Source organism: Comamonas koreensis (genome assembly GCF_021026195.1).
GTDB lineage: Bacteria > Pseudomonadota > Gammaproteobacteria > Burkholderiales > Burkholderiaceae_C > Comamonas > Comamonas koreensis.
The window spans coordinates 160,805-177,396 of sequence record NZ_JAJNCT010000034.1 but is presented as its reverse complement, the minus strand read 5'-3'; the positions used below and the strand labels follow the sequence as shown (position 1 = coordinate 177,396).

The window sequence follows — 16,592 nt, the reverse complement described above, 5'->3', positions numbered from 1 at the left end:
TGCTTGTTCTAAGGAGCTTTCTATGTCCGCAAAGGGCCAGGCTGGCGTAGTGCTGTACGTCAAGGATATCGAGCGCGTGGCGCAGTTTTATGCGCAGGTGCTGGGCCTGCTGGAGCAGAACCGCTTGCCCGGCTGGGTGGCTCTGGCATCTGCCACCTTCCAGCTGGAGCTGCATGCCATCCCGGCCGAGATCGCCGAGCGCATCCACATCAGCACGCCGCCCCAGCGCCGCGAGGATGTGGCGCTGAAGTTCTTTGTCAGCGTGCCATCGCTGCAGGATGCCGGCGCGCGCGCCAGCAGCCTGGGCGGAGCGATGTTCCACGAAGCCTGGACCGGCCCGGGCTACAGCGCCTGCAATGCGATGGACTGCGAGGGCAATGTCTTCCAGCTGCGCGAGGACGCCACGGCACTGGTGTAGCCCGGGCCAGGGTAGCCTTGTTCAAGCCGGTTGCTGCTGCGTGGTGCAGTGGATGCCGCCGCCGCCCGCCGCAATGGCATCGATATTGAGCTGCACAATCTCGCGCCCGGGAAACTGCTCACGCAAGATGGCCCGGGTATTGCGATCAGCGCGGCTGTCGCCAAACTCGGGGCAGATCACCGCGCCATTGCAGACATAGAAGTTGATATAGCCGGCCGCAAAGTCCTTGTTCGCATACTGCGGCCGCACATCGTCAGGCCCGGGCATGCGAACCACCTGCAAGGGGCGGCCACGTGCATCCGTCGCCTTGCGCAGGATATCCAGGTGGCGCTGGGTGACAGCGTGCTCGGGTGAGGATCGGTCGTTCTCGATACCCGCGACCACCACCCCCGGTGCACAGAAACGGGCATAAAAGTCGGTGTGGCCATCAGTGATATCGTGGCCAGCAATGCCAGGCAGCCAGATCACCTTGTCGATCCCCAGCACGCGCTGCAACTCTTGCTCGCACTGCGCCTTGCTGACCCCCGGGTTGCGGTTGGCATGGAGCACGCAGCTCTCGGTGATGATGGCGGTGCCCTGGCCGTCCACCTCAATGCCGCCGCCTTCCAGGACCAGGCTGCTTTTCAGCAACGGAACGCCTGCCGTTTTTGCGACAAAGGCGGCCACCTTGGCATCGTTGCGGTGCTGCTGCTTGTTGCCCCAGCCGTTGAAATTGAATGCAACCCCGGCGAACCCGCCGCCTGCCTTCTTCACAAACACCGGGCCGGTGTCACGCATCCACAGGTCATCGATGTCTTGCACCACCAACTGGACCTTGCTGCCGCACAGCCGCGCGGCCAGGTCGTAGTCTTGTGCGCTGACCAGCATCTGCACGGGCTCCAGCTGGGCAATGGTCTGTGCGATCAGCGCCAGGTTGGACTGTGCGCCCGCCTTCAGCCGCCGGCCCCAGATCTCGTCGCTGGCGCCAAAGGCCATCCAGGTGGCAGCATGGCGCTCGCCTTCATCGGGCATGCGCCATGGGTTGTCTGCCGCAGACGCGTATTGCGCTGGCATGCCCACCGCGCCTCCGGTGACCAAGCTGGTGCCGGCCGAGAGAAATTGTCGTCGTTGCATGGTGTTGGCTTCCATGGGGGCGTGCGCGCCATGGCGCACTACATCTTGACCTGTCTTCATCACTTTTCCAATGGCTCCTGTCCGGAGCGGTTGCGTTGCCGAAAGCTCGGACCAGGTCGCATTGTGGAGGGCGGAATCTATGAGATCAAATGATAAGATTTGCCTTAATTCATTAATACTTCTCATATGTCTGAGCCGCGCATTCCTTCGATGAAGCTGTTGATGGGCTTTGAGGCTGCTGCCCGGCTCGGCAGTTTCTCGCGCGCAGCGGATGAGCTGCATGTGACCCAGTCTGCCATCAGCCACCAGGTGCAGCAGCTGGAAGAACAGCTGATGCAACCCTTGTTTCGCCGCGCAGGGCGGGGCGTGGAGCTAACTATTGCAGGCGAGGTGCTGCTGCGCAGCGTTCAGCGCTCGCTCAGCGTGCTGCGCAGCGGCGTGGAACGCATTGGCACTTACCTCGATCCCGGCCTGGTGTCCCTGGTCTGTCCCGCTCCGTTGTTGCGCGGCTGGCTGCAGCCACGGCTGCCCAAGTTGCAGGCGCTGCTGCCCGGGCTGAGCCTGGTGCTATCGGTCGATGAAAGCGCCCGCTTTGTCGATGAGATCGATGTCGATATTGCCATCAGCAGCCGGCCGCTGTTGCAACCGGGCTTGCAAGAGCTGCAGCTGCTGCAAGACGAATGGCTGCTGGTAGCAGATGCGGGTACCGCCAAGAAGCTGGGCCGCGTCCCACAGGACCAGCACCACCTGAATGCGGATGTGCTGTGCCTGGAAGAAAGCCTGACTGCCGAGGCCACTGCGCCGCTTTTTCTGGGGCCGTTGGCGCACTTTCGCAAGCGCGCCATCTATGACGATGTGCGGCTGGTGCTCGATGCCGTGTTGGCAGCGCAAGGTATCGCTTGCTTGCCCAGTCTGCTGGTGGAGGGCAGCGTAGCCAGCGGGCAGTTGCAGGTGCTGCCGGGCTACCCGCGTTTGCCGGGCAGCACTTGGTGGCTGTCGGGTGCCGCAGGGCCTGCCCGTTCGGACATGGTGTCGCAGGTTTTCCAATGGCTGGGTGCACAGGGCCCAACACGTTGATTGGCTGCGCAGCATTCACCCTGCGACGCGCAGGTTCCGAAAAATATGTATGATGATCGTCATGCGAAATGACACTTCCAACACCCGGGCTGCTGCCAAGCAAGCGACACATGAGCGCATTGTGTCCGTCGCAGCGCGCGCCATCCGCCGCAGCGGCTATGGCGGTACGGGCGTGGCCGACATCATGAAAGAGGCCGGCCTGACGCATGGGGCCTTCTACGCGCATTTCGCCTCGCGCGAGGCGATGCTGGCCGAAGCTGCCGGTCTGGCGTGTGCAGAATCTGCTGCCGTGGTGGCCGATGTGGCTGCGCAGGCGCCCCCTGGCCAGACCTGGGAGGCCATGCTCCGCGCCTATCTGTCCAAAGCCCATGTGGCGCATCCCGAGCAGGGCTGCCCGCTGGTTGCCTTGGGCTCCGAGACTGCACGCCAGGCCCCGGAAGTGCGCCGCGTGACCACCCAGCACATCAAGGCAATGGTGGACTTGATCGCCCGCCAATCGCCCGATTGGGGGCAGGCCCAGGCCCACGAGCGCGCGATGGTGACCTTGTCCACAATGGTAGGCAGCCTGTTGCTGGCCCGTGCGGTGGACGACCCGGTGCTGGCGGACAGCTTGCGCGAAGCAGCACTCAAGCAATTGCTGCCAGCCGAACGGGCAACGGAACTCGTACCGGATAGCGGCGCCTAACAGCGCGCTGCTTTTTTTTGATTCTTAATATGATGAACATCATACTAAATACAAGATTGCCAGCGCATGTGCTGGATCGGCATGGCAACAAGAGCTGGCTGCTGCTGGCAGTTGCACGAGATCGCCGCGCTGATCGAGTCAGGCGCGATCCGCCCGGTGGTGGATCGCGTTTTCCCCTTCGAATGCACCCCGGAAGCACTGGCCTGTGTCGAGGCCGGCCATGCCAGGGGAAAAGTCGTCATCCAGCGCCAATGAGCGCTCTCTCACCCTCACAACCATGTGGAGATTTCCATGAAAATTGCTAACGCTGTCGTTCTTGTCACTGGTGCCAACCGTGGCATTGGCCAGGCCTTTGTGCACGAGTTGCTCGCCCGTGGTGCCAGCAAGGTCTACGCGGGTTCCCGCGATCCCGCCAATATCAGCCCACAGGCAGGGGTGCATCCGCTGCGGCTGGATGTCAACAAGCCCGAGGACGTAGCGGCTGCGCTGGCGCAGGCGCCAGATGTGACCCTGGTGATCAACAACGCTGGCATCGCGCAGACAGGTGGTTTTCTTGCCGACGACAGCGAAGCGGTGGCACGGCGCATGTTCGAGACCAATTTCTTCGCCGTACTGCGCATGAGCAAGGCCTTTGCGCCGGTGCTGGCGGCCAATGGCGGTGGTGGCTTGCTCAATGTCTTGTCGATTGCTTCCTGGGTGAACGGCAGCGATCTGGCCGCCTACTCGGCGAGCAAGTCTGCCGCCTGGTCGCTCACCAATTCGCTGCGCTACGAGCTGGCTGCGCAGAAGACGCAGGTATTGGGCCTGCACATGGCCTTTGTCGATACCGACCTGACTCGCGGACTGGAGGCCCCCAAGTCCAGTCCCGCGGATATCGTCCGCCGCGCGCTCGATGCGCTGGAAGCCGGGCTGGACGAGGTGCTGGCCGATGACTTGACGCAGCAAGTCAAACGCGGACTGGCAGCGGACAGGCCCAGCTACCTGCCGCAGCGCGCCTGAGGCGTGGTGCTTGGCGGTGCGTATCAGCCGTGCAGCACCAGCTGGAAGCCCTCCGCCGCTGACGGCGCCACAAAGTGCTGGCTGATCAGGTCAAACTGCGCATCGCTGGTTTCAAACGGATGCTCGCCCGAGGGATTGCGCGCCCGCAGGCGGCGCTTGCATTCTTCGTCGGGCAGCTGCAGCCAGTGCAGCGCATGCGGTGCCCCCGCTGCTTCAAACATGCTGCGCGCCCAGGCGCGGGTGCTGGGGGTGTTGGACGGGAAATCCAGCACCACGGAGGTACCCGCTTGCAGCAGCGACACGATATGGGGCTGCATCGCACCGCGCAGCCTGGCGGACAGCAGCACATAGTCCTGGATCGAGACCAGTGCATCCGGGTAGAGCTGGGCAAGCCAGGCATCTTCGCTGACCAGCACGGTGCGGGGCTGCGCCGCCAGCTGCCGGGCCAAGGTGGATTTGCCGGACGCGATCTTTCCGCAGAGCAGGTGCAGGGTGCCGGCATCTGGGTCTCTATCGGCGAACGTATCAGGCGCTTGGGTGGTGTTCATTCCATCTCCTTGAAGGAAAGCCCAGAGACGGAAAACCCACCTCCAGGGTAGGTTGCATGATTGCGTGGCTGCGCGCTATCCCACCGTCGGTTCGACGATGCGAATAATTCGGGGGGTGGTGCACAGAGCCATCAGCGCAATGTAGCAGAAGCCCGGCCAGCCTGCAGCGCTGTGCGGCGTCAATCGCGCCGCTTGCTCAGGCGGATATCGCCATCGCCGATATCGCTCTCGTTGCCCCAGCCCAGGTGCCGGTAGAGGCGCACGGCGCGGCTGGTTTTGGCTGTTTCCAGCCAGGCCTCTTCATGCTGCGCAAACAAGGCCTGCTCGCAGACCTGGCACAGGGCGCTGCCCATGCCCCGGCCTTCGTGGTTGCTGCGCACAAACAGCGCAAACAGGCAGGCGCTGTCCAGGTCCACCATCGCAAAGCCGGCGACTTCGCCTTCGGTCGTGGCGACCCAGGCGCAAGGCGCGCTGCGGATGGCATCGGCAATGGAGTCGGGGGTTACGCCGACGGCGGCCAGCGCGTCACGGTTCATGCGGTTCTCGGTGACGGCCAGGCGCACCTGGAACATGGCCGCGACATCGTCCACGGTAGCGGGGCGGATCTGAAAGGAATCTTGGTGCTTGGGCATTGCCCGACTATAGAGGCGCTCGGGTCTGGCTTGGGGCGCTGACACGAAAAACGCCTGGCCCCTGCTGCACAATGGCAGGCGATGGCGCCAGCGGGCGCGGCTATCCACAGAGTTTTCCACATGCAAATACTGAGCTGGAATGTGCAATGGTGCTGCGGCCTCGATGGCCTGGCGGATCCGGCGCGCATTGTGCGCCATGCGCTGGCCATGGGCGAGGGCGTGGGCACGGGTGGCATCGATGTGCTGTGCCTGCAGGAGGTGGCCGTGGGCCATGGCGGGCTGGCGGGCGCACCGGGTGACCAGCTGGCCCAGCTGCAGGCGCTGCTGCCGGGCTGGCAGCTGTTCTTTGCGGCCACCACCGATGGTTTTGATGCCAGCGGCCAGCGCCGCAGCTTTGGCAATGTCGTGGCCAGCCGCCTGCCGGTGGCCGAGGTGGCGCAGCACCGCCTGCCCTGGCTGGCCGAGGCCGCTGTGGTGAGCATGCCCCGGGGCTGCCTGGTGGTGACGGTGCGCGACCCGGCTCTGGGCCAGGTGCGGGTGATGTGCACGCATCTGGAGTACCACAGCGCCAGCCAGCGCATGGCGCAGGTGCAGGCGCTGCGGGCAATCCATGCCGAGGCACTGGCGCAGCTGCCGGCCCTGCCCGGTACGGCAGCGGCGGCCACGCCTTACACCACGCCCGTGCACACCCCGCATGCGGTGCTGTGTGGTGATTTCAACCTGCACGCCGGCGAGCCCGCCTATACTGCCCTGGTCGCAGCGCAGGCGGATGGATCCGCGCTCTGGCATGACAGCTGGCCCTTGCTGCATGGCAGTGCGCCGCAGCCGCCCACCTTCTGCCTGTTTGACCGCACCTGGGGGCCCACGCCGGTGGCCTGCGATTTTGCGCTGGTCAGCGACAGCCTGCGCAGCCATGTGCGGGCCTGGCACAGCGACAGCGCCACGCAGCTGTCCGACCACCAGCCGGTACTCCTGACACTAGCTTGAAATATGCGGCCTTGGCCTGCACCTGCGGCTTCTAGGTCTGCCTATGATGGGCAGCAGGAGATTGCCCCATGACGGATGACAGCTTGCACATCGTGTGCCCCCATTGCCATACCACCAACCGCGTGCAGCGCGCGCAGCTGGCCCAGCAGCCCGATTGCGGCAGCTGCCACCAGCCCTTGTTCACCGGTGAGCCGGTCGCGCTGGATGCCGACAGCTTTGCCAAGCAGCTGGGGCGCAACCACATCCCCGTGGTGGTGGATTTCTGGGCGCCCTGGTGCGGCCCCTGCCTGCAGATGGCCCCCGGCTATGCACTGGCCGCCAAACAGCTGGAGCCCCGGCTGCGCTTTGCCAAGCTCGATACCGAGGCCTACCCGCATGTGGCCCAGCCCTTCAATATCCGCAGCATTCCGACCATGGTGGTGTTCAAGGGCGGTCAGGAGGCCGCACGCATCTCCGGTGCGCTGCCGCCCGGTGAGATCGTGCGCTGGCTGCAATCGGTGTTGTAGTCGCGCAGGGCCATGAAAAATGCCATCCGTCCGGATGGCATCGTTGTCTATGGGGCGCGTGCGCGCGTGGCCACGCGCGCTCTGTATGCAGATTACAGCTTCACGGCTTGCGGCTTGCCGGTCAGGTAACCGACCGAGGCGCCAAACTTGTTCTTGTAGTTGGCGTTGATCAGCGGATCGAGCTGGTCCTTGATCTTGGCGTGCAGCGCGCTCCAGTCGCCCGGGTGCTGGAAGTTGCTCATGATGTAGGTCCAGCCGTTGGCCTCGTCCACGGCGTGCAGGCCGGTGGATTCGGCGCCCGCAGGGGTCGAGAGGATGCGCGACAGCTGCTTGGTGTCGGCGTTGTAGGCCCACAGGAAGTTGTTTACGTGGTTGCCGCTGTCTTCGCCGATGAACAAGGTGCGCATCTTTTCGGAGAACTTCAGGTTGTCCGGGCTGGCGATCTTGTCGGGGTTGGAGGTGTTGCCCAGTGCGTCTGCGGCAATGTCCTCACCCATCATCAGCATGTGCGATTGCTGTGGCACCCATTCGCTGTTGATGGGGGCGCCCTGGCGGTCCTTGATGCCACCGCCCAGGTTGTGGGCCAGCACGCCGCCGGCCTTCACGGTCTTGGGGAAGGTCACATTGTGCTTGGCATTCCAGGCTTTGTCACCATTGATCATCGAGGTCTGGATGTTGGCCAGTGCCGAGTAGGCGACCTTGTCCTTGATGTTGACGGTGGTGCCTTCCATCTTGGTGAAGGCCATCGAGCCGCCGACCAGGTTGGCGTAGCGGTGGGTTTCCAGGAAGGCGGCAGCCTTTTCCATGCCGGGCTTGAGCTTGAGCCAGGCGGCCTTGCCGTCCAGGAACACAGCGGTGTAGCTGGCATCTTGCGGGTCGGTGGTCAGCGACTCCATGATGTCGGTCGGCTTGAGGCTGCCCGCCAGCGCTTCGATCTCGGCGCTGGTGGCGTGGCCCAGGTGGATCCACTCCATCTTGGCGGTCGAGGTGTCGGTCAGCACGTCGGTGTAATGCGCAACGTACAGATTGCCGGCGGACAGGTCTTTTTCCTTGTCGGCCACGAACATGAACAGACCACCGTTGGTGTAGTCATCGCCCATCAGCGCGGTGCGGTTGTCGGGCATCACATGGATCAGCTCGTGCGAGATGCGACCCAGGCAGTAGTGCTTCGTGACCGTGCCGGTGCCGTCCTTGTTGACGGTGATTTCTGGGAGGTGGCCGTAGTGGTAAGGGTTGGCCGTGGTTTCGTTGCCGTACACGTGCTTGCTGAAGGCCTTGAACTGGGCCGAGCTGGCAGCGGTGAAGGCATCGGGTTCGTACTCTTCGCTGGACAGGTGGGTGTTCCAGGGCGAGAGGCTGGCGCCGCAGGTGATCCACAGGCCGTGGGCCTTGGACATGTCCACGTTGTGGTACTTGACCAGGCTCAGCTTGCCGGTGTCCTGGTCTTGGTCCAGGGTCAGCACGGCGATAGGCGAAGGCAGGGTGCCGTAGGCATCGGCGCCGGACTGGTCCTTGGAGGTGTACTCGAACTGCACCACGGCAAACACGGGCTTGCCCTTGACGCCGTCCACCTTGGCATCGGCGACCTGGATGATCGAGGAGCCATCGGGGCAGTCGGAGAAGAAGTGGCGCTCGCTGCCAGCCACGGAGTTGTCCATGATCGGCTGGTTGTTGATGTCGTAGTAACCGCCAGCCAGGATCTTGCCGCCCTTGCCGTCAGCAACCATGTCGCCGGTCACGAAGAAGGACTCATAGGCCAGTGCGACTTCGCGCTTGCTGTCGTCGGCGTACAGGATGGTCATCACAGCGCTGGTCGAGGTCGTGGCCATCGCTGCGGGGTTGGTCAGGTTGGGCGCTGCCATGTTGGAGAAGCTCACCGACTTGAACGCCGCCGTTGGGCCATCGTCATCACCACCACCGCCACAGGCGGTCAGCAGGCCTGCTGCAGACAGGGAGCCGGACAAAGGCAGCAATGGTGCGCTGCCCAAAAATTGCAAAAGACGGCGACGCGAGGTCAGCACTGCGCTCATATCGGTAACTCCGTGGGGTGTTATGTAGTGTTGGATGCACCACAGAGGCCCATGAGAGATCCGGGCCAACATGCTCTGTGGTGCGCACGGAGTATCGGTGGCGACCATGGCAGAGGCATGACGCTGTTGTGTCGTTTTTATGACGATGCAGGCGGGGCGCCTTGCCGTCTTCAGCCGCCCAATTGGGCCATTGCGGCCATTGCGGCCATGCGTTGAGCGTGCGGCTGTGCGCTGCTGAGAGGGCGGGAAAATCTATCGGAGGCCAGCGCGGCGGCTGGCGCCGTAACCAGAAATATTGCCTGCATTGTGGTCATCCGTGTGTAGGACATGTGATCTGGTCAAAGCGCCGCTAAGGTGCTAAAACCAAGTCACGATAACGGTTGCCTAGGGAGGCTCTGCAAAACCCTCGCCAAATGGTATGGACGCATTCCGGCCAGGGCAGAGAGTTTTGCAAAGGGGTCCTAACAAGTTTGCGGCACGGTCAGCCCCTTTGGTGCCGCCACGGAGGTCGTATGGATGTCATCAGCAACTCTGCCGCCCGCTACGTGCGCCTGCGCGAAGAGGAAATGTCGCTCGACGAGTTTCTTGCCTTGTGCCAGCGCGACCCGATGGTCTACGAGGGCGCCGCACACCGCATGCTCGCGGCGATCGGCGAGCCGGAGATGATTGACACCCGCAACGATCCACACCTCTCGCGGCTGTTTGCCAACAAGGTGATCCGCCGCTACCCCGCATTTGCCGAGTTCTATGGCATGGAAGACTCCATCGAGCAGGTGGTGAGCTTTTTCCGGCATGCTGCCCAGGGGCTGGAAGAGCGCAAGCAGATCCTCTACCTGCTGGGTCCGGTGGGCGGCGGCAAGAGCTCCATCGCCGAGCGCCTGAAGTACCTGATGCAGAAGGTGCCGTTCTATGCGCTCAAGGGCTCGCCGGTCAACGAATCCCCGCTGGCACTGTTCGATCCGATGGAGGACGGCCCGGTGCTCGAAGAGCAGTTCGGCATTCCGCGCCGCTGCCTCAACCATGTGCTCTCGCCCTGGGCCGTCAAGCGACTCGATGAATACGGTGGCGATATCCGCCAGTTCCGGGTCGTCAAGCGCTACCCCAGCATCTCGCGCCAGGTGGGCGTGGCCAAGACCGAGCCGGGCGACGAGAACAACCAGGACATCTCCAGCCTGGTCGGCAAGGTCGATATCCGCAAGCTGGAAAACTTTGCCCAGGACGACACCGACGCCTACAGCTACTCGGGCGGCCTGTGCCTGGCCAACCAGGGCCTGCTGGAGTTTGTCGAAATGTTCAAGGCACCGATCAAGGTGCTGCACCCCTTGCTGACCGCGACCCAGGAAGGCAATTACAAAGGCACAGAAGGCTTTGGCGCCATACCCTTCGATGGCATCGTGTTGGCCCACAGCAATGAAAGCGAGTGGAAGGCCTTTCGCAACAACCGCAACAACGAGGCTTTCCTGGACCGGGTCTATATTGTCAAGGTGCCGTACTGCCTGCGGGTATCCGAGGAGGTGCGCATCTACGAGAAGCTGATCCGCGAGTCCTCGCTGGCCAGCGCGGTCTGCGCGCCCGGCACCTTGAAGATGATGGCGCAGTTTGCGGTGCTCACGCGGCTGAAGGAGCCCGAGAACTCCAGCATCTTCAGCAAGATGCAGGTATACGACGGCGAAAGCCTCAAGGACACCGACCCGCGCGCCAAGAGCTACCAGGAGTACCGCGACTATGCCGGGGTAGACGAGGGCATGTCCGGCATCTCGACCCGCTTTGCGTTCAAGATCCTGTCCAAGGTCTTCAACTACGACAGCACCGAGGTGGCGGCCAACCCGGTGCACCTGATGTATGTGCTGGAGCAGCAGATCGAGCGCGAGCAGTTCCCCGCCGAGCTGGAGACCAAGTACACCGGCTACATCAAGGAGTATTTGTCGCCGCACTACGCCGAGTTCATCGGCAAGGAGATCCAGACCGCCTATCTGGAAAGCTACAGCGAGTACGGCCAGAACATCTTTGACCGCTATGTCACCTACGCCGACTACTGGATCCAGGACAGCGAGTACCGTGATACCGACACCGGCGAGGTGTTCGACCGCAATGCGCTCAATGCCGAGCTGGAGAAGGTGGAGAAGCCCGCCGGCATTGCCAATGCGAAGGATTTCCGCAACGAGATCGTCAACTTCGTACTGCGCGCGCGTGCCAACAACCAGGGCAAGAACCCCAGCTGGACCAGTTATGAGAAGCTGCGCTTGGTGATCGAGAAGAAGATGTTCTCGAACACCGAAGAGCTGCTGCCCGTCATCAGCTTCAACGCCAAGGCCAATGCCGAGGATGCCCGCAAGCACGAGGACTTTGTCACCCGCATGGAAGCCAAGGGCTACACGCCCAAGCAGGTACGCCTGCTGTGCGAGTGGTACCTGCGTGTGCGCAAGAGCAGCTGACGCAGACAAAAACGGCGCGCCGGCACCGAACGAGCCGGGTCATGGATGGGGGCAGAGATGGCATTGCAAATCATCGACCGCAGGCTCGCCGGCAAGAACAAGTCGGTGGGCAACCGCGAGCGCTTTGTGCGCCGCTACAAGACGCAGATTGCCGACGCCGTACGCCGCGCGGTGGCCAAGCGCGACATCCGCCACATCGAGCAGGCCGAGAACATCACCATTCCGCGCAAGGACATCCAGGAGCCCATCTTTCACCATGGGCAAGGGGGTGTGCGCGACACCGTGCACCCGGGCAATACCGAGCATGTGCGGGGCGACCGCATTGCGCGGCCCCAGGGTGGCGCAGGCGGTGGTGGTGGCTCTCAGGCCAGTGACAGCGGCGAGGGCGAAGACGACTTCACCTTCACCCTGACCAAGGAAGAGTTCATGGAGCTCTTCTTTGAAGACCTGGCGTTGCCGCGCCTGCTGCGCACCCATATCGCCAGCACCTTGCAGTACAAGACGCGCCGGGCCGGCTACAGCCATGACGGCACGCCGCACAACTTGGCCGTGCTGCGCACCATGCGCGGCGCGCTGGGCCGGCGCATTGCGCTGACCAAGGCGCCCAACCGCGAGCTCAAGGCGCTGGAAGAGGAACTGGCAGACCTGCTGGCGCAGGATGACGGCACCAGCGAAGCGGTGGCCGAGCTGCAGCAGCGCATTGCCGGGCTGCAGGCGCGCATGGGCAAGGTGGCCTTTCTGGATCCGCTGGACCTGCGCTTTCGCAGCCGCACCAAGGTGCCCGAACCCAGCAGCCAGGCGGTGATGTTCTGCGTGATGGATGTCTCGGGCTCCATGGACCAGTCGCGCAAGGATCTGGCCAAGCGCTTCTTCATCCTGCTCTACCTGTTTCTCACCCGCCACTACGAGAAGATCGAGATCGTCTTCATCCGCCACCACACCCAGGCGGCCGAGGTGGGCGAGGACGAGTTCTTCCATTCCACCGAAAGCGGCGGCACCGTGGTCAGCAGCGCGCTGGTGCTGCTCGACCAGGTCATCCGCGCACGCTACCCGGCAGCCGACTGGAACATCTACGTGGCCCAGGCCAGCGACGGTGACAACTTTGGCGACGATGGCGGCAACTGCCGCAACCTGCTGGCCGACAAGATCCTGCCGCTGGCGCGCTACTTTGCCTATGTGCAGGTGGCTCCCGACGAGCAAAGCCTGTGGCAGGAATACAGCCAGTTGTTGCCGCTGTTCCCGCATTTCGCGATGCGCAAGGTGGCGGAGCCCGGCGATATCTACCCGGTGTTCCGTGACCTGTTCAAGAAGGAAGGGGTCACGGTATGAACCCGTCGCAATACCCCGTGCTCGCACGGCGCAAGGGCTCCCCGCATTGGAAGGTGCCGTTTTCGGGAGACCGCTCCCAGCGCGATGTGCCCGCCACGCCCCGGCCTGCGGGCCAGCGCCCGAACCAGCCCTTGCCCGACCCGAGCGACTGGACCTTCGAGCTGATCGAGCGCTACCACGCCGCCATTGCCGCGACGGCCGAGCGCTATGGGTTGGACACCTACCCCAACCAGCTCGAGGTGATCTCGGCCGAGCAGATGATGGACGCTTATGCCAGCGTCGGCATGCCCGTGGGCTACCGCCACTGGAGCTATGGCAAGGAGTTTCTGGCCACCGAGCGCCGCTACCGCCGGGGCCATATGGGCCTGGCTTACGAGATCGTCATCAACTCCAACCCCTGCATCAGCTACCTGATGGAGGAGAACACCACCGCTATGCAGGCGCTGGTGATCGCCCATGCAGCCTATGGGCACAACAGCTTCTTCAAGGGCAATTACCTGTTTGGCATGTGGACGGATGCCGGCAGCATCATTGACTACCTGGTGTATGCGCGCGACTTCATCGCGCAGTGCGAAGAGAAGCACGGCATCGATACGGTGGAGCAGTGGCTGGATTCCTGCCATGCGCTGGCCAACCTGGGGGTGGACCGCTACCGCCGCCCGTCCAAGAAGACCCTGGCGCGCGAGCGTGCCGAGCGCGAGCAGCGCGAGGCCTATGCCCAGCAGCAGGTCAACGAGCTGTGGCGCACCCTGCCTGCCCGCCCGGACAAGAACAGCCCAGCCCAGCACCATGAGCGCTTTCCCAAGGAGCCGGAAGAAAACCTGCTGTACTTCATCGAGAAGAACGCCCCGCTGCTGGAGCCCTGGCAGCGCGAGGTGGTGCGCATTGTGCGCAAGATTGCCCAGTACTTCTACCCGCAGCGCCAGACCCAGGTGATGAACGAGGGCTGGGCCACCTTCTGGCACTACACCTTGCTCAACACCTTGTACGACGAGGGCTGGCTCACCGATGGCGTGATGATCGAATGGCTGTCGTCGCACACCAATGTGATCTACCAGCCGCCTGCCGGCCACCGTGCCTACAGCGGCATCAACCCCTATGCGCTGGGCTTTGCGATGTACCGCGACATCCAGCGCATCTGCGAGCACCCGACCGACGAAGACCGGCGCTGGTTCCCCGATCTGGCCGGCACACCCTGGCTGCCGGCGCTGCACCATGCCATGCAGAACTACAAGGACGAAAGCTTTGTCGGCCAGTACCTGAGCCCCAAGCTGATGCGCGACATGCGCCTGTTCTCCATCCATGACGATGCCAGCGAACGCGAGCTGCTGGTCAGCGCCATCCACAACGAGGACGGCTACCGCAACCTGCGCCAGACGCTGTCACAGCAGTACGACCTGGGCGCACGCGAGCCCAACATCCAGGTCTGGAATGTGAACCTGCGCGGCGACCGCTGCCTGACCCTGCGCCACACCCAGTACCAGGGCCGCCCGCTGTCCGACGATGTGCAGGAAGTGCTCAAGCACGCGGCGCGGTTGTGGGGCTTTGGGGTGCAGCTGGAAAGTGTGAACGGCGATGGCAATGTGCCGGTGCTGCTGCATTCGGTGCCGGCACCGCCGGCTTGACCTGGCGCTGCCTGACCCCGTGCCTCAGCGGCTCAGGGCTACCCGTTGGCAGCGGCAGCGTCCGCTGCCACCATTTGCGCCACCGCCTGGCAGCGCGCCTCGTGCACCATCGCGCCAATCTCGGCACCTTTTCGGCCGGTGCGGGCGGCGCGTTCTGCCACCTCCTTGGTGCTGACGGCCTGCGCGGCGGCCAGCAGGCGCAGCAGCTGCGCGCGTTGCGGGTAAGGTTTGTCTTCCAGCCCCAGCCGCCCCTGCGCATCACACTGGCAGGCCAGCAGCGCTTGCGCAAAGCGTTCGGGTTTGCGGAACACGTCGCAGCGCTCCAGCAGGCGCACCACGGCCGCGGCTGCAATGCCCGGGCTGCGGTGGATATTGCCGTGCTCGGCGGCGACCATCAGCGCCAGCTCGGCGCAGTCGCTGGGCACGCGCAGGCGTTGCTGCAGCTGGCGGGCCAGATCGACGCTGCGCTCCTCATGGCCGATATGGCGGGGCAGCACATCGGCCGGCGTCGTGCCCTTGCCCAGGTCATGCGCCAGGCAGGCCCAGCGCACGGGCAGTGGTGCCTCCAGCTGGGCGGCGCGGTCCAGCACCATCATCACGTGGATGCCGGTATCTACTTCGGGGTGGTAGTCGGCGCGCTGGGGCACGCCCCACAGGCGGTCCAGCTCGGGCAGCAGGCGGGCGAGGGCGCCGCAATCGCGCAGCACCTCGAACATGCGTGAGGGCCGAGCCTCCATCAGGCCGCGTGCCAGTTCCTGCCAGACGCGCTCTGGAACCAGCGCATCGACCTCGCCGTCGGCGACCATCTGGCGCATCAGCGCCAGGGTTTCCGGGGCGACGGAGAAGTCATGGAAGCGTGCCGCAAAGCGCGCCAGCCGCAAGATGCGCACGGGGTCTTCGCGGAAGGCATCGGTCACATGGCGCAGCACCCGGGCCTGCAGATCGGCCTGGCCGCCATAGGGGTCGGTGACGGGCTCGCTGCCATTCCAGTCGACGGGGGCGGCCATCGCATTGATGGTCAGGTCGCGCCGGGCCAGGTCCTGCTCCAAGGTCACATCGGGCGAGGTGGCGATGCTGAAGCCCCGGTAGCCCCGGCCGGACTTGCGCTCGGTGCGGGCCAGCGCATATTCCTCATGCGTGCGCGGATGCAGAAAGACCGGGAAATCCTTGCCGACCGGCACAAAGCCCTGGGCCAGCATGGCCTCGGGTGTGGAGCCGACGACCACCCAGTCGTGGTCATTCACCGGCAGTCCCAAGAGGCGGTCCCGCACTGCGCCGCCGACCATATAAGTTTTCATCGTACGAGTTTACTTGCGTACTGGTTGCACGTAGACGCCGCTGTCGTGCAGCTCGCCCTCGGCCGACTCGATGCGGGCCACCGCCTGCGGGCCGGCGCGGCTGACCAGCACTTCCAGCAGCGATTCGGACAGCGCCTGGGCAGCAGTGACGGAGGGGAAGAAGGAGGGGCTGTTGACTGCAAACAGCAGGGTCTCATCGGCCGCCAGCGACAGCGGCGAGGCCAGGCTGTCGGTCAAGGCCAGCACCTTGCAGCCCCGCGCACGGGCCAGTTCCACCGCATGCACGGTCTCTTGCGAGTAGGGCGCAAAGCTGATGGCGACCAGCACATCGCCCTGGTCGATGGCGCGCAGCTGCATCTCGCGCACGCCGCCCATGCCTTCGAGCAGATGCACCGAGCGGCGAAACAGGCGGTAGACATAGACCAGCGAAAAGGCCACCGGAAAGCAGGCGCGCATGCCCATCACATGCACCTGGTCGGCCTTCTCCAGCAGTTTGGCGGCAGTCACCAGGCGCGCTGCACTGTGCTGCTCGGTCAGGTCGAGGTTGCTGCGCTGCATCGCAAACATCTCGGCGGTGAGCTGCTTGTCGCGCGCGCGGCCCATCAGGCTGCGGGCCCGTTCGCCATACTGGTTGCCCGCCTCACTGGCCAGTCCCATGTCGGCGGTCAACGCCTGCTTGAAGGGGTTCCAGCCTTCAAAGCCGCAGGTCTGGGCAAAGCGCACCAGGGTGGTGGGCGGCACCTGGGCATGCTGGCCCACGGTGCGCATCGATTGCGTCACCACATCGTTGGGGTGGTCGAGCACATAGCGCGCCACTTGCTGCAGCGAAGGGCTCAGGGAGGCAAAGCGGTCTCGCAGTTGGTCGATTACGCCCATGGCGGCGGGTCTTTCTTCAGATTTAGGGAAATCA

15 protein-coding genes and 1 pseudogene are annotated in these 16,592 nt (G+C 64.1%); 10 read left to right on the top strand and 6 right to left on the bottom strand.

All coding sequences use genetic code 11. The features are described 5' to 3' along the window. Nucleotides 1-22 precede the first annotated feature (22 nt). The gene (locus LPW39_RS22555) at nucleotides 23-418 is read left to right on the top strand and encodes a VOC family protein (protein ID WP_230780808.1); all 396 of its coding nucleotides are present in this window, start codon (nucleotides 23-25) and stop codon (nucleotides 416-418) included. 21 nt (nucleotides 419-439) lie between these two features. On the opposite strand, the gene LPW39_RS22550 is transcribed toward LPW39_RS22555, so the two are convergent. After that, on the bottom strand, nucleotides 440-1,471 hold the full coding sequence (locus LPW39_RS22550) for an agmatine deiminase family protein (protein WP_407928907.1): 1,032 nt from the start codon (nucleotides 1,469-1,471) through the stop codon (nucleotides 440-442). Nucleotides 1,472-1,717: 246 nt separating this feature from the next. On the opposite strand from LPW39_RS22550, the gene LPW39_RS22545 reads away from it, so the two are divergent. The 4 genes and pseudogenes from LPW39_RS22545 (at nucleotide 1,718) to LPW39_RS22530 (ending at nucleotide 4,292) form a co-directional block, all read left to right on the top strand. Further along, nucleotides 1,718-2,608: a LysR family transcriptional regulator gene (locus LPW39_RS22545; RefSeq protein WP_230780804.1), complete on the top strand. Its 891-nt coding sequence runs from the start codon at nucleotides 1,718-1,720 to the stop codon at nucleotides 2,606-2,608. Nucleotides 2,609-2,657: 49 nt separating this feature from the next. Further along, nucleotides 2,658-3,293, top strand: coding sequence for a TetR/AcrR family transcriptional regulator (locus LPW39_RS22540; RefSeq protein WP_230780802.1), 636 nt, complete (start codon nucleotides 2,658-2,660; stop codon nucleotides 3,291-3,293). A gap of 108 nt (nucleotides 3,294-3,401) precedes the next feature. After that, nucleotides 3,402-3,548: pseudogene (locus LPW39_RS22535) on the top strand (zinc-binding dehydrogenase); the annotation flags it as partial. Between the two features lie 36 nt (nucleotides 3,549-3,584). Then, the gene (locus LPW39_RS22530; RefSeq protein WP_230780800.1) at nucleotides 3,585-4,292 is read left to right on the top strand and encodes an SDR family oxidoreductase; all 708 of its coding nucleotides are present in this window, start codon (nucleotides 3,585-3,587) and stop codon (nucleotides 4,290-4,292) included. Nucleotides 4,293-4,315: 23 nt separating this feature from the next. Here the strand turns inward: LPW39_RS22530 and LPW39_RS22525 are convergent, their stop codons facing one another. Both LPW39_RS22525 and LPW39_RS22520 read right to left on the bottom strand, forming a co-directional pair. After that, nucleotides 4,316-4,840 (bottom strand): AAA family ATPase, encoded by a 525-nt coding sequence (locus LPW39_RS22525; protein ID WP_230780798.1) that lies wholly within the window; start codon nucleotides 4,838-4,840, stop codon nucleotides 4,316-4,318. A gap of 179 nt (nucleotides 4,841-5,019) precedes the next feature. Then, on the bottom strand, nucleotides 5,020-5,472 hold the full coding sequence (locus LPW39_RS22520; protein ID WP_230780796.1) for a GNAT family N-acetyltransferase: 453 nt from the start codon (nucleotides 5,470-5,472) through the stop codon (nucleotides 5,020-5,022). Between the two features lie 120 nt (nucleotides 5,473-5,592). Here LPW39_RS22520 and LPW39_RS22515 point away from each other — a divergent pair, with 120 nt between their 5' ends. Then, a complete protein-coding gene (locus tag LPW39_RS22515; RefSeq protein WP_230780794.1) occupies nucleotides 5,593-6,459 on the top strand; it encodes an endonuclease/exonuclease/phosphatase family protein in 867 nt (288 codons plus the stop codon). A 68-nt stretch (nucleotides 6,460-6,527) separates the two neighbouring features. Further along, nucleotides 6,528-6,965, top strand: a complete 438-nt coding sequence (gene trxC / locus LPW39_RS22510; RefSeq protein WP_230780784.1) for a thioredoxin TrxC — start codon at nucleotides 6,528-6,530, stop codon at nucleotides 6,963-6,965. A gap of 92 nt (nucleotides 6,966-7,057) precedes the next feature. On the opposite strand, the gene LPW39_RS22505 is transcribed toward trxC, so the two are convergent. Next, a complete protein-coding gene (locus tag LPW39_RS22505) occupies nucleotides 7,058-8,995 on the bottom strand; it encodes a PhoX family protein (RefSeq protein ID WP_230780782.1) in 1,938 nt (645 codons plus the stop codon). A 512-nt stretch (nucleotides 8,996-9,507) separates the two neighbouring features. On the opposite strand from LPW39_RS22505, the gene LPW39_RS22500 reads away from it, so the two are divergent. Genes LPW39_RS22500 through LPW39_RS22490 form a run of 3 tightly spaced genes read left to right on the top strand, consistent with a single transcriptional unit; the run spans nucleotide 9,508 to nucleotide 14,384 of the window. Then, nucleotides 9,508-11,430, top strand: coding sequence for a PrkA family serine protein kinase (locus LPW39_RS22500; RefSeq protein ID WP_230780780.1), 1,923 nt, complete (start codon nucleotides 9,508-9,510; stop codon nucleotides 11,428-11,430). A gap of 57 nt (nucleotides 11,431-11,487) precedes the next feature. Beyond that, nucleotides 11,488-12,759: a YeaH/YhbH family protein gene (locus LPW39_RS22495; RefSeq protein ID WP_230780778.1), complete on the top strand. Its 1,272-nt coding sequence runs from the start codon at nucleotides 11,488-11,490 to the stop codon at nucleotides 12,757-12,759. After that, entirely contained in the window at nucleotides 12,756-14,384 is a 1,629-nt protein-coding gene (locus LPW39_RS22490) for a SpoVR family protein (RefSeq protein ID WP_230780776.1), read from the top strand. The genes LPW39_RS22495 and LPW39_RS22490 overlap by 4 nt, the downstream gene beginning before the upstream one ends. Nucleotides 14,385-14,422: 38 nt before the next feature. Here the strand turns inward: LPW39_RS22490 and LPW39_RS22485 are convergent, their stop codons facing one another. Together LPW39_RS22485 and LPW39_RS22480 are read right to left on the bottom strand one after the other, a co-directional pair. Further along, entirely contained in the window at nucleotides 14,423-15,682 is a 1,260-nt protein-coding gene (locus LPW39_RS22485; protein ID WP_230780774.1) for a multifunctional CCA addition/repair protein, read from the bottom strand. A 9-nt stretch (nucleotides 15,683-15,691) separates the two neighbouring features. Then, nucleotides 15,692-16,558: a MurR/RpiR family transcriptional regulator gene (locus tag LPW39_RS22480; RefSeq protein WP_133855058.1), complete on the bottom strand. Its 867-nt coding sequence runs from the start codon at nucleotides 16,556-16,558 to the stop codon at nucleotides 15,692-15,694. Nucleotides 16,559-16,592: the final 34 nt, after the last annotated feature.

Excerpts from the sequence above, each read along its gene's own strand:
- LPW39_RS22555 (WP_230780808.1), top strand. The coding sequence starts at position 23 with ATGTCCGCAAAGGGCCAGGCTGGCGTAGTGCTGTACGTCAAGGATATC.
- LPW39_RS22550 (WP_407928907.1), bottom strand. The coding sequence starts at position 1,471 with ATGCCAGCGCAATACGCGTCTGCGGCAGACAACCCATGGCGCATGCCC.
- LPW39_RS22545 (WP_230780804.1), top strand. The coding sequence starts at position 1,718 with ATGTCTGAGCCGCGCATTCCTTCGATGAAGCTGTTGATGGGCTTTGAG.
- LPW39_RS22540 (WP_230780802.1), top strand. The coding sequence starts at position 2,658 with ATGATGATCGTCATGCGAAATGACACTTCCAACACCCGGGCTGCTGCC.
- LPW39_RS22530 (WP_230780800.1), top strand. The coding sequence starts at position 3,585 with ATGAAAATTGCTAACGCTGTCGTTCTTGTCACTGGTGCCAACCGTGGC.
- LPW39_RS22525 (WP_230780798.1), bottom strand. The coding sequence starts at position 4,840 with ATGAACACCACCCAAGCGCCTGATACGTTCGCCGATAGAGACCCAGAT.
- LPW39_RS22520 (WP_230780796.1), bottom strand. The coding sequence starts at position 5,472 with ATGCCCAAGCACCAAGATTCCTTTCAGATCCGCCCCGCTACCGTGGAC.
- LPW39_RS22515 (WP_230780794.1), top strand. The coding sequence starts at position 5,593 with ATGCAAATACTGAGCTGGAATGTGCAATGGTGCTGCGGCCTCGATGGC.
- trxC (WP_230780784.1), top strand. The coding sequence starts at position 6,528 with ATGACGGATGACAGCTTGCACATCGTGTGCCCCCATTGCCATACCACC.
- LPW39_RS22505 (WP_230780782.1), bottom strand. The coding sequence starts at position 8,995 with ATGAGCGCAGTGCTGACCTCGCGTCGCCGTCTTTTGCAATTTTTGGGC.
- LPW39_RS22500 (WP_230780780.1), top strand. The coding sequence starts at position 9,508 with ATGGATGTCATCAGCAACTCTGCCGCCCGCTACGTGCGCCTGCGCGAA.
- LPW39_RS22495 (WP_230780778.1), top strand. The coding sequence starts at position 11,488 with ATGGCATTGCAAATCATCGACCGCAGGCTCGCCGGCAAGAACAAGTCG.
- LPW39_RS22490 (WP_230780776.1), top strand. The coding sequence starts at position 12,756 with ATGAACCCGTCGCAATACCCCGTGCTCGCACGGCGCAAGGGCTCCCCG.
- LPW39_RS22485 (WP_230780774.1), bottom strand. The coding sequence starts at position 15,682 with ATGAAAACTTATATGGTCGGCGGCGCAGTGCGGGACCGCCTCTTGGGA.
- LPW39_RS22480 (WP_133855058.1), bottom strand. The coding sequence starts at position 16,558 with ATGGGCGTAATCGACCAACTGCGAGACCGCTTTGCCTCCCTGAGCCCT.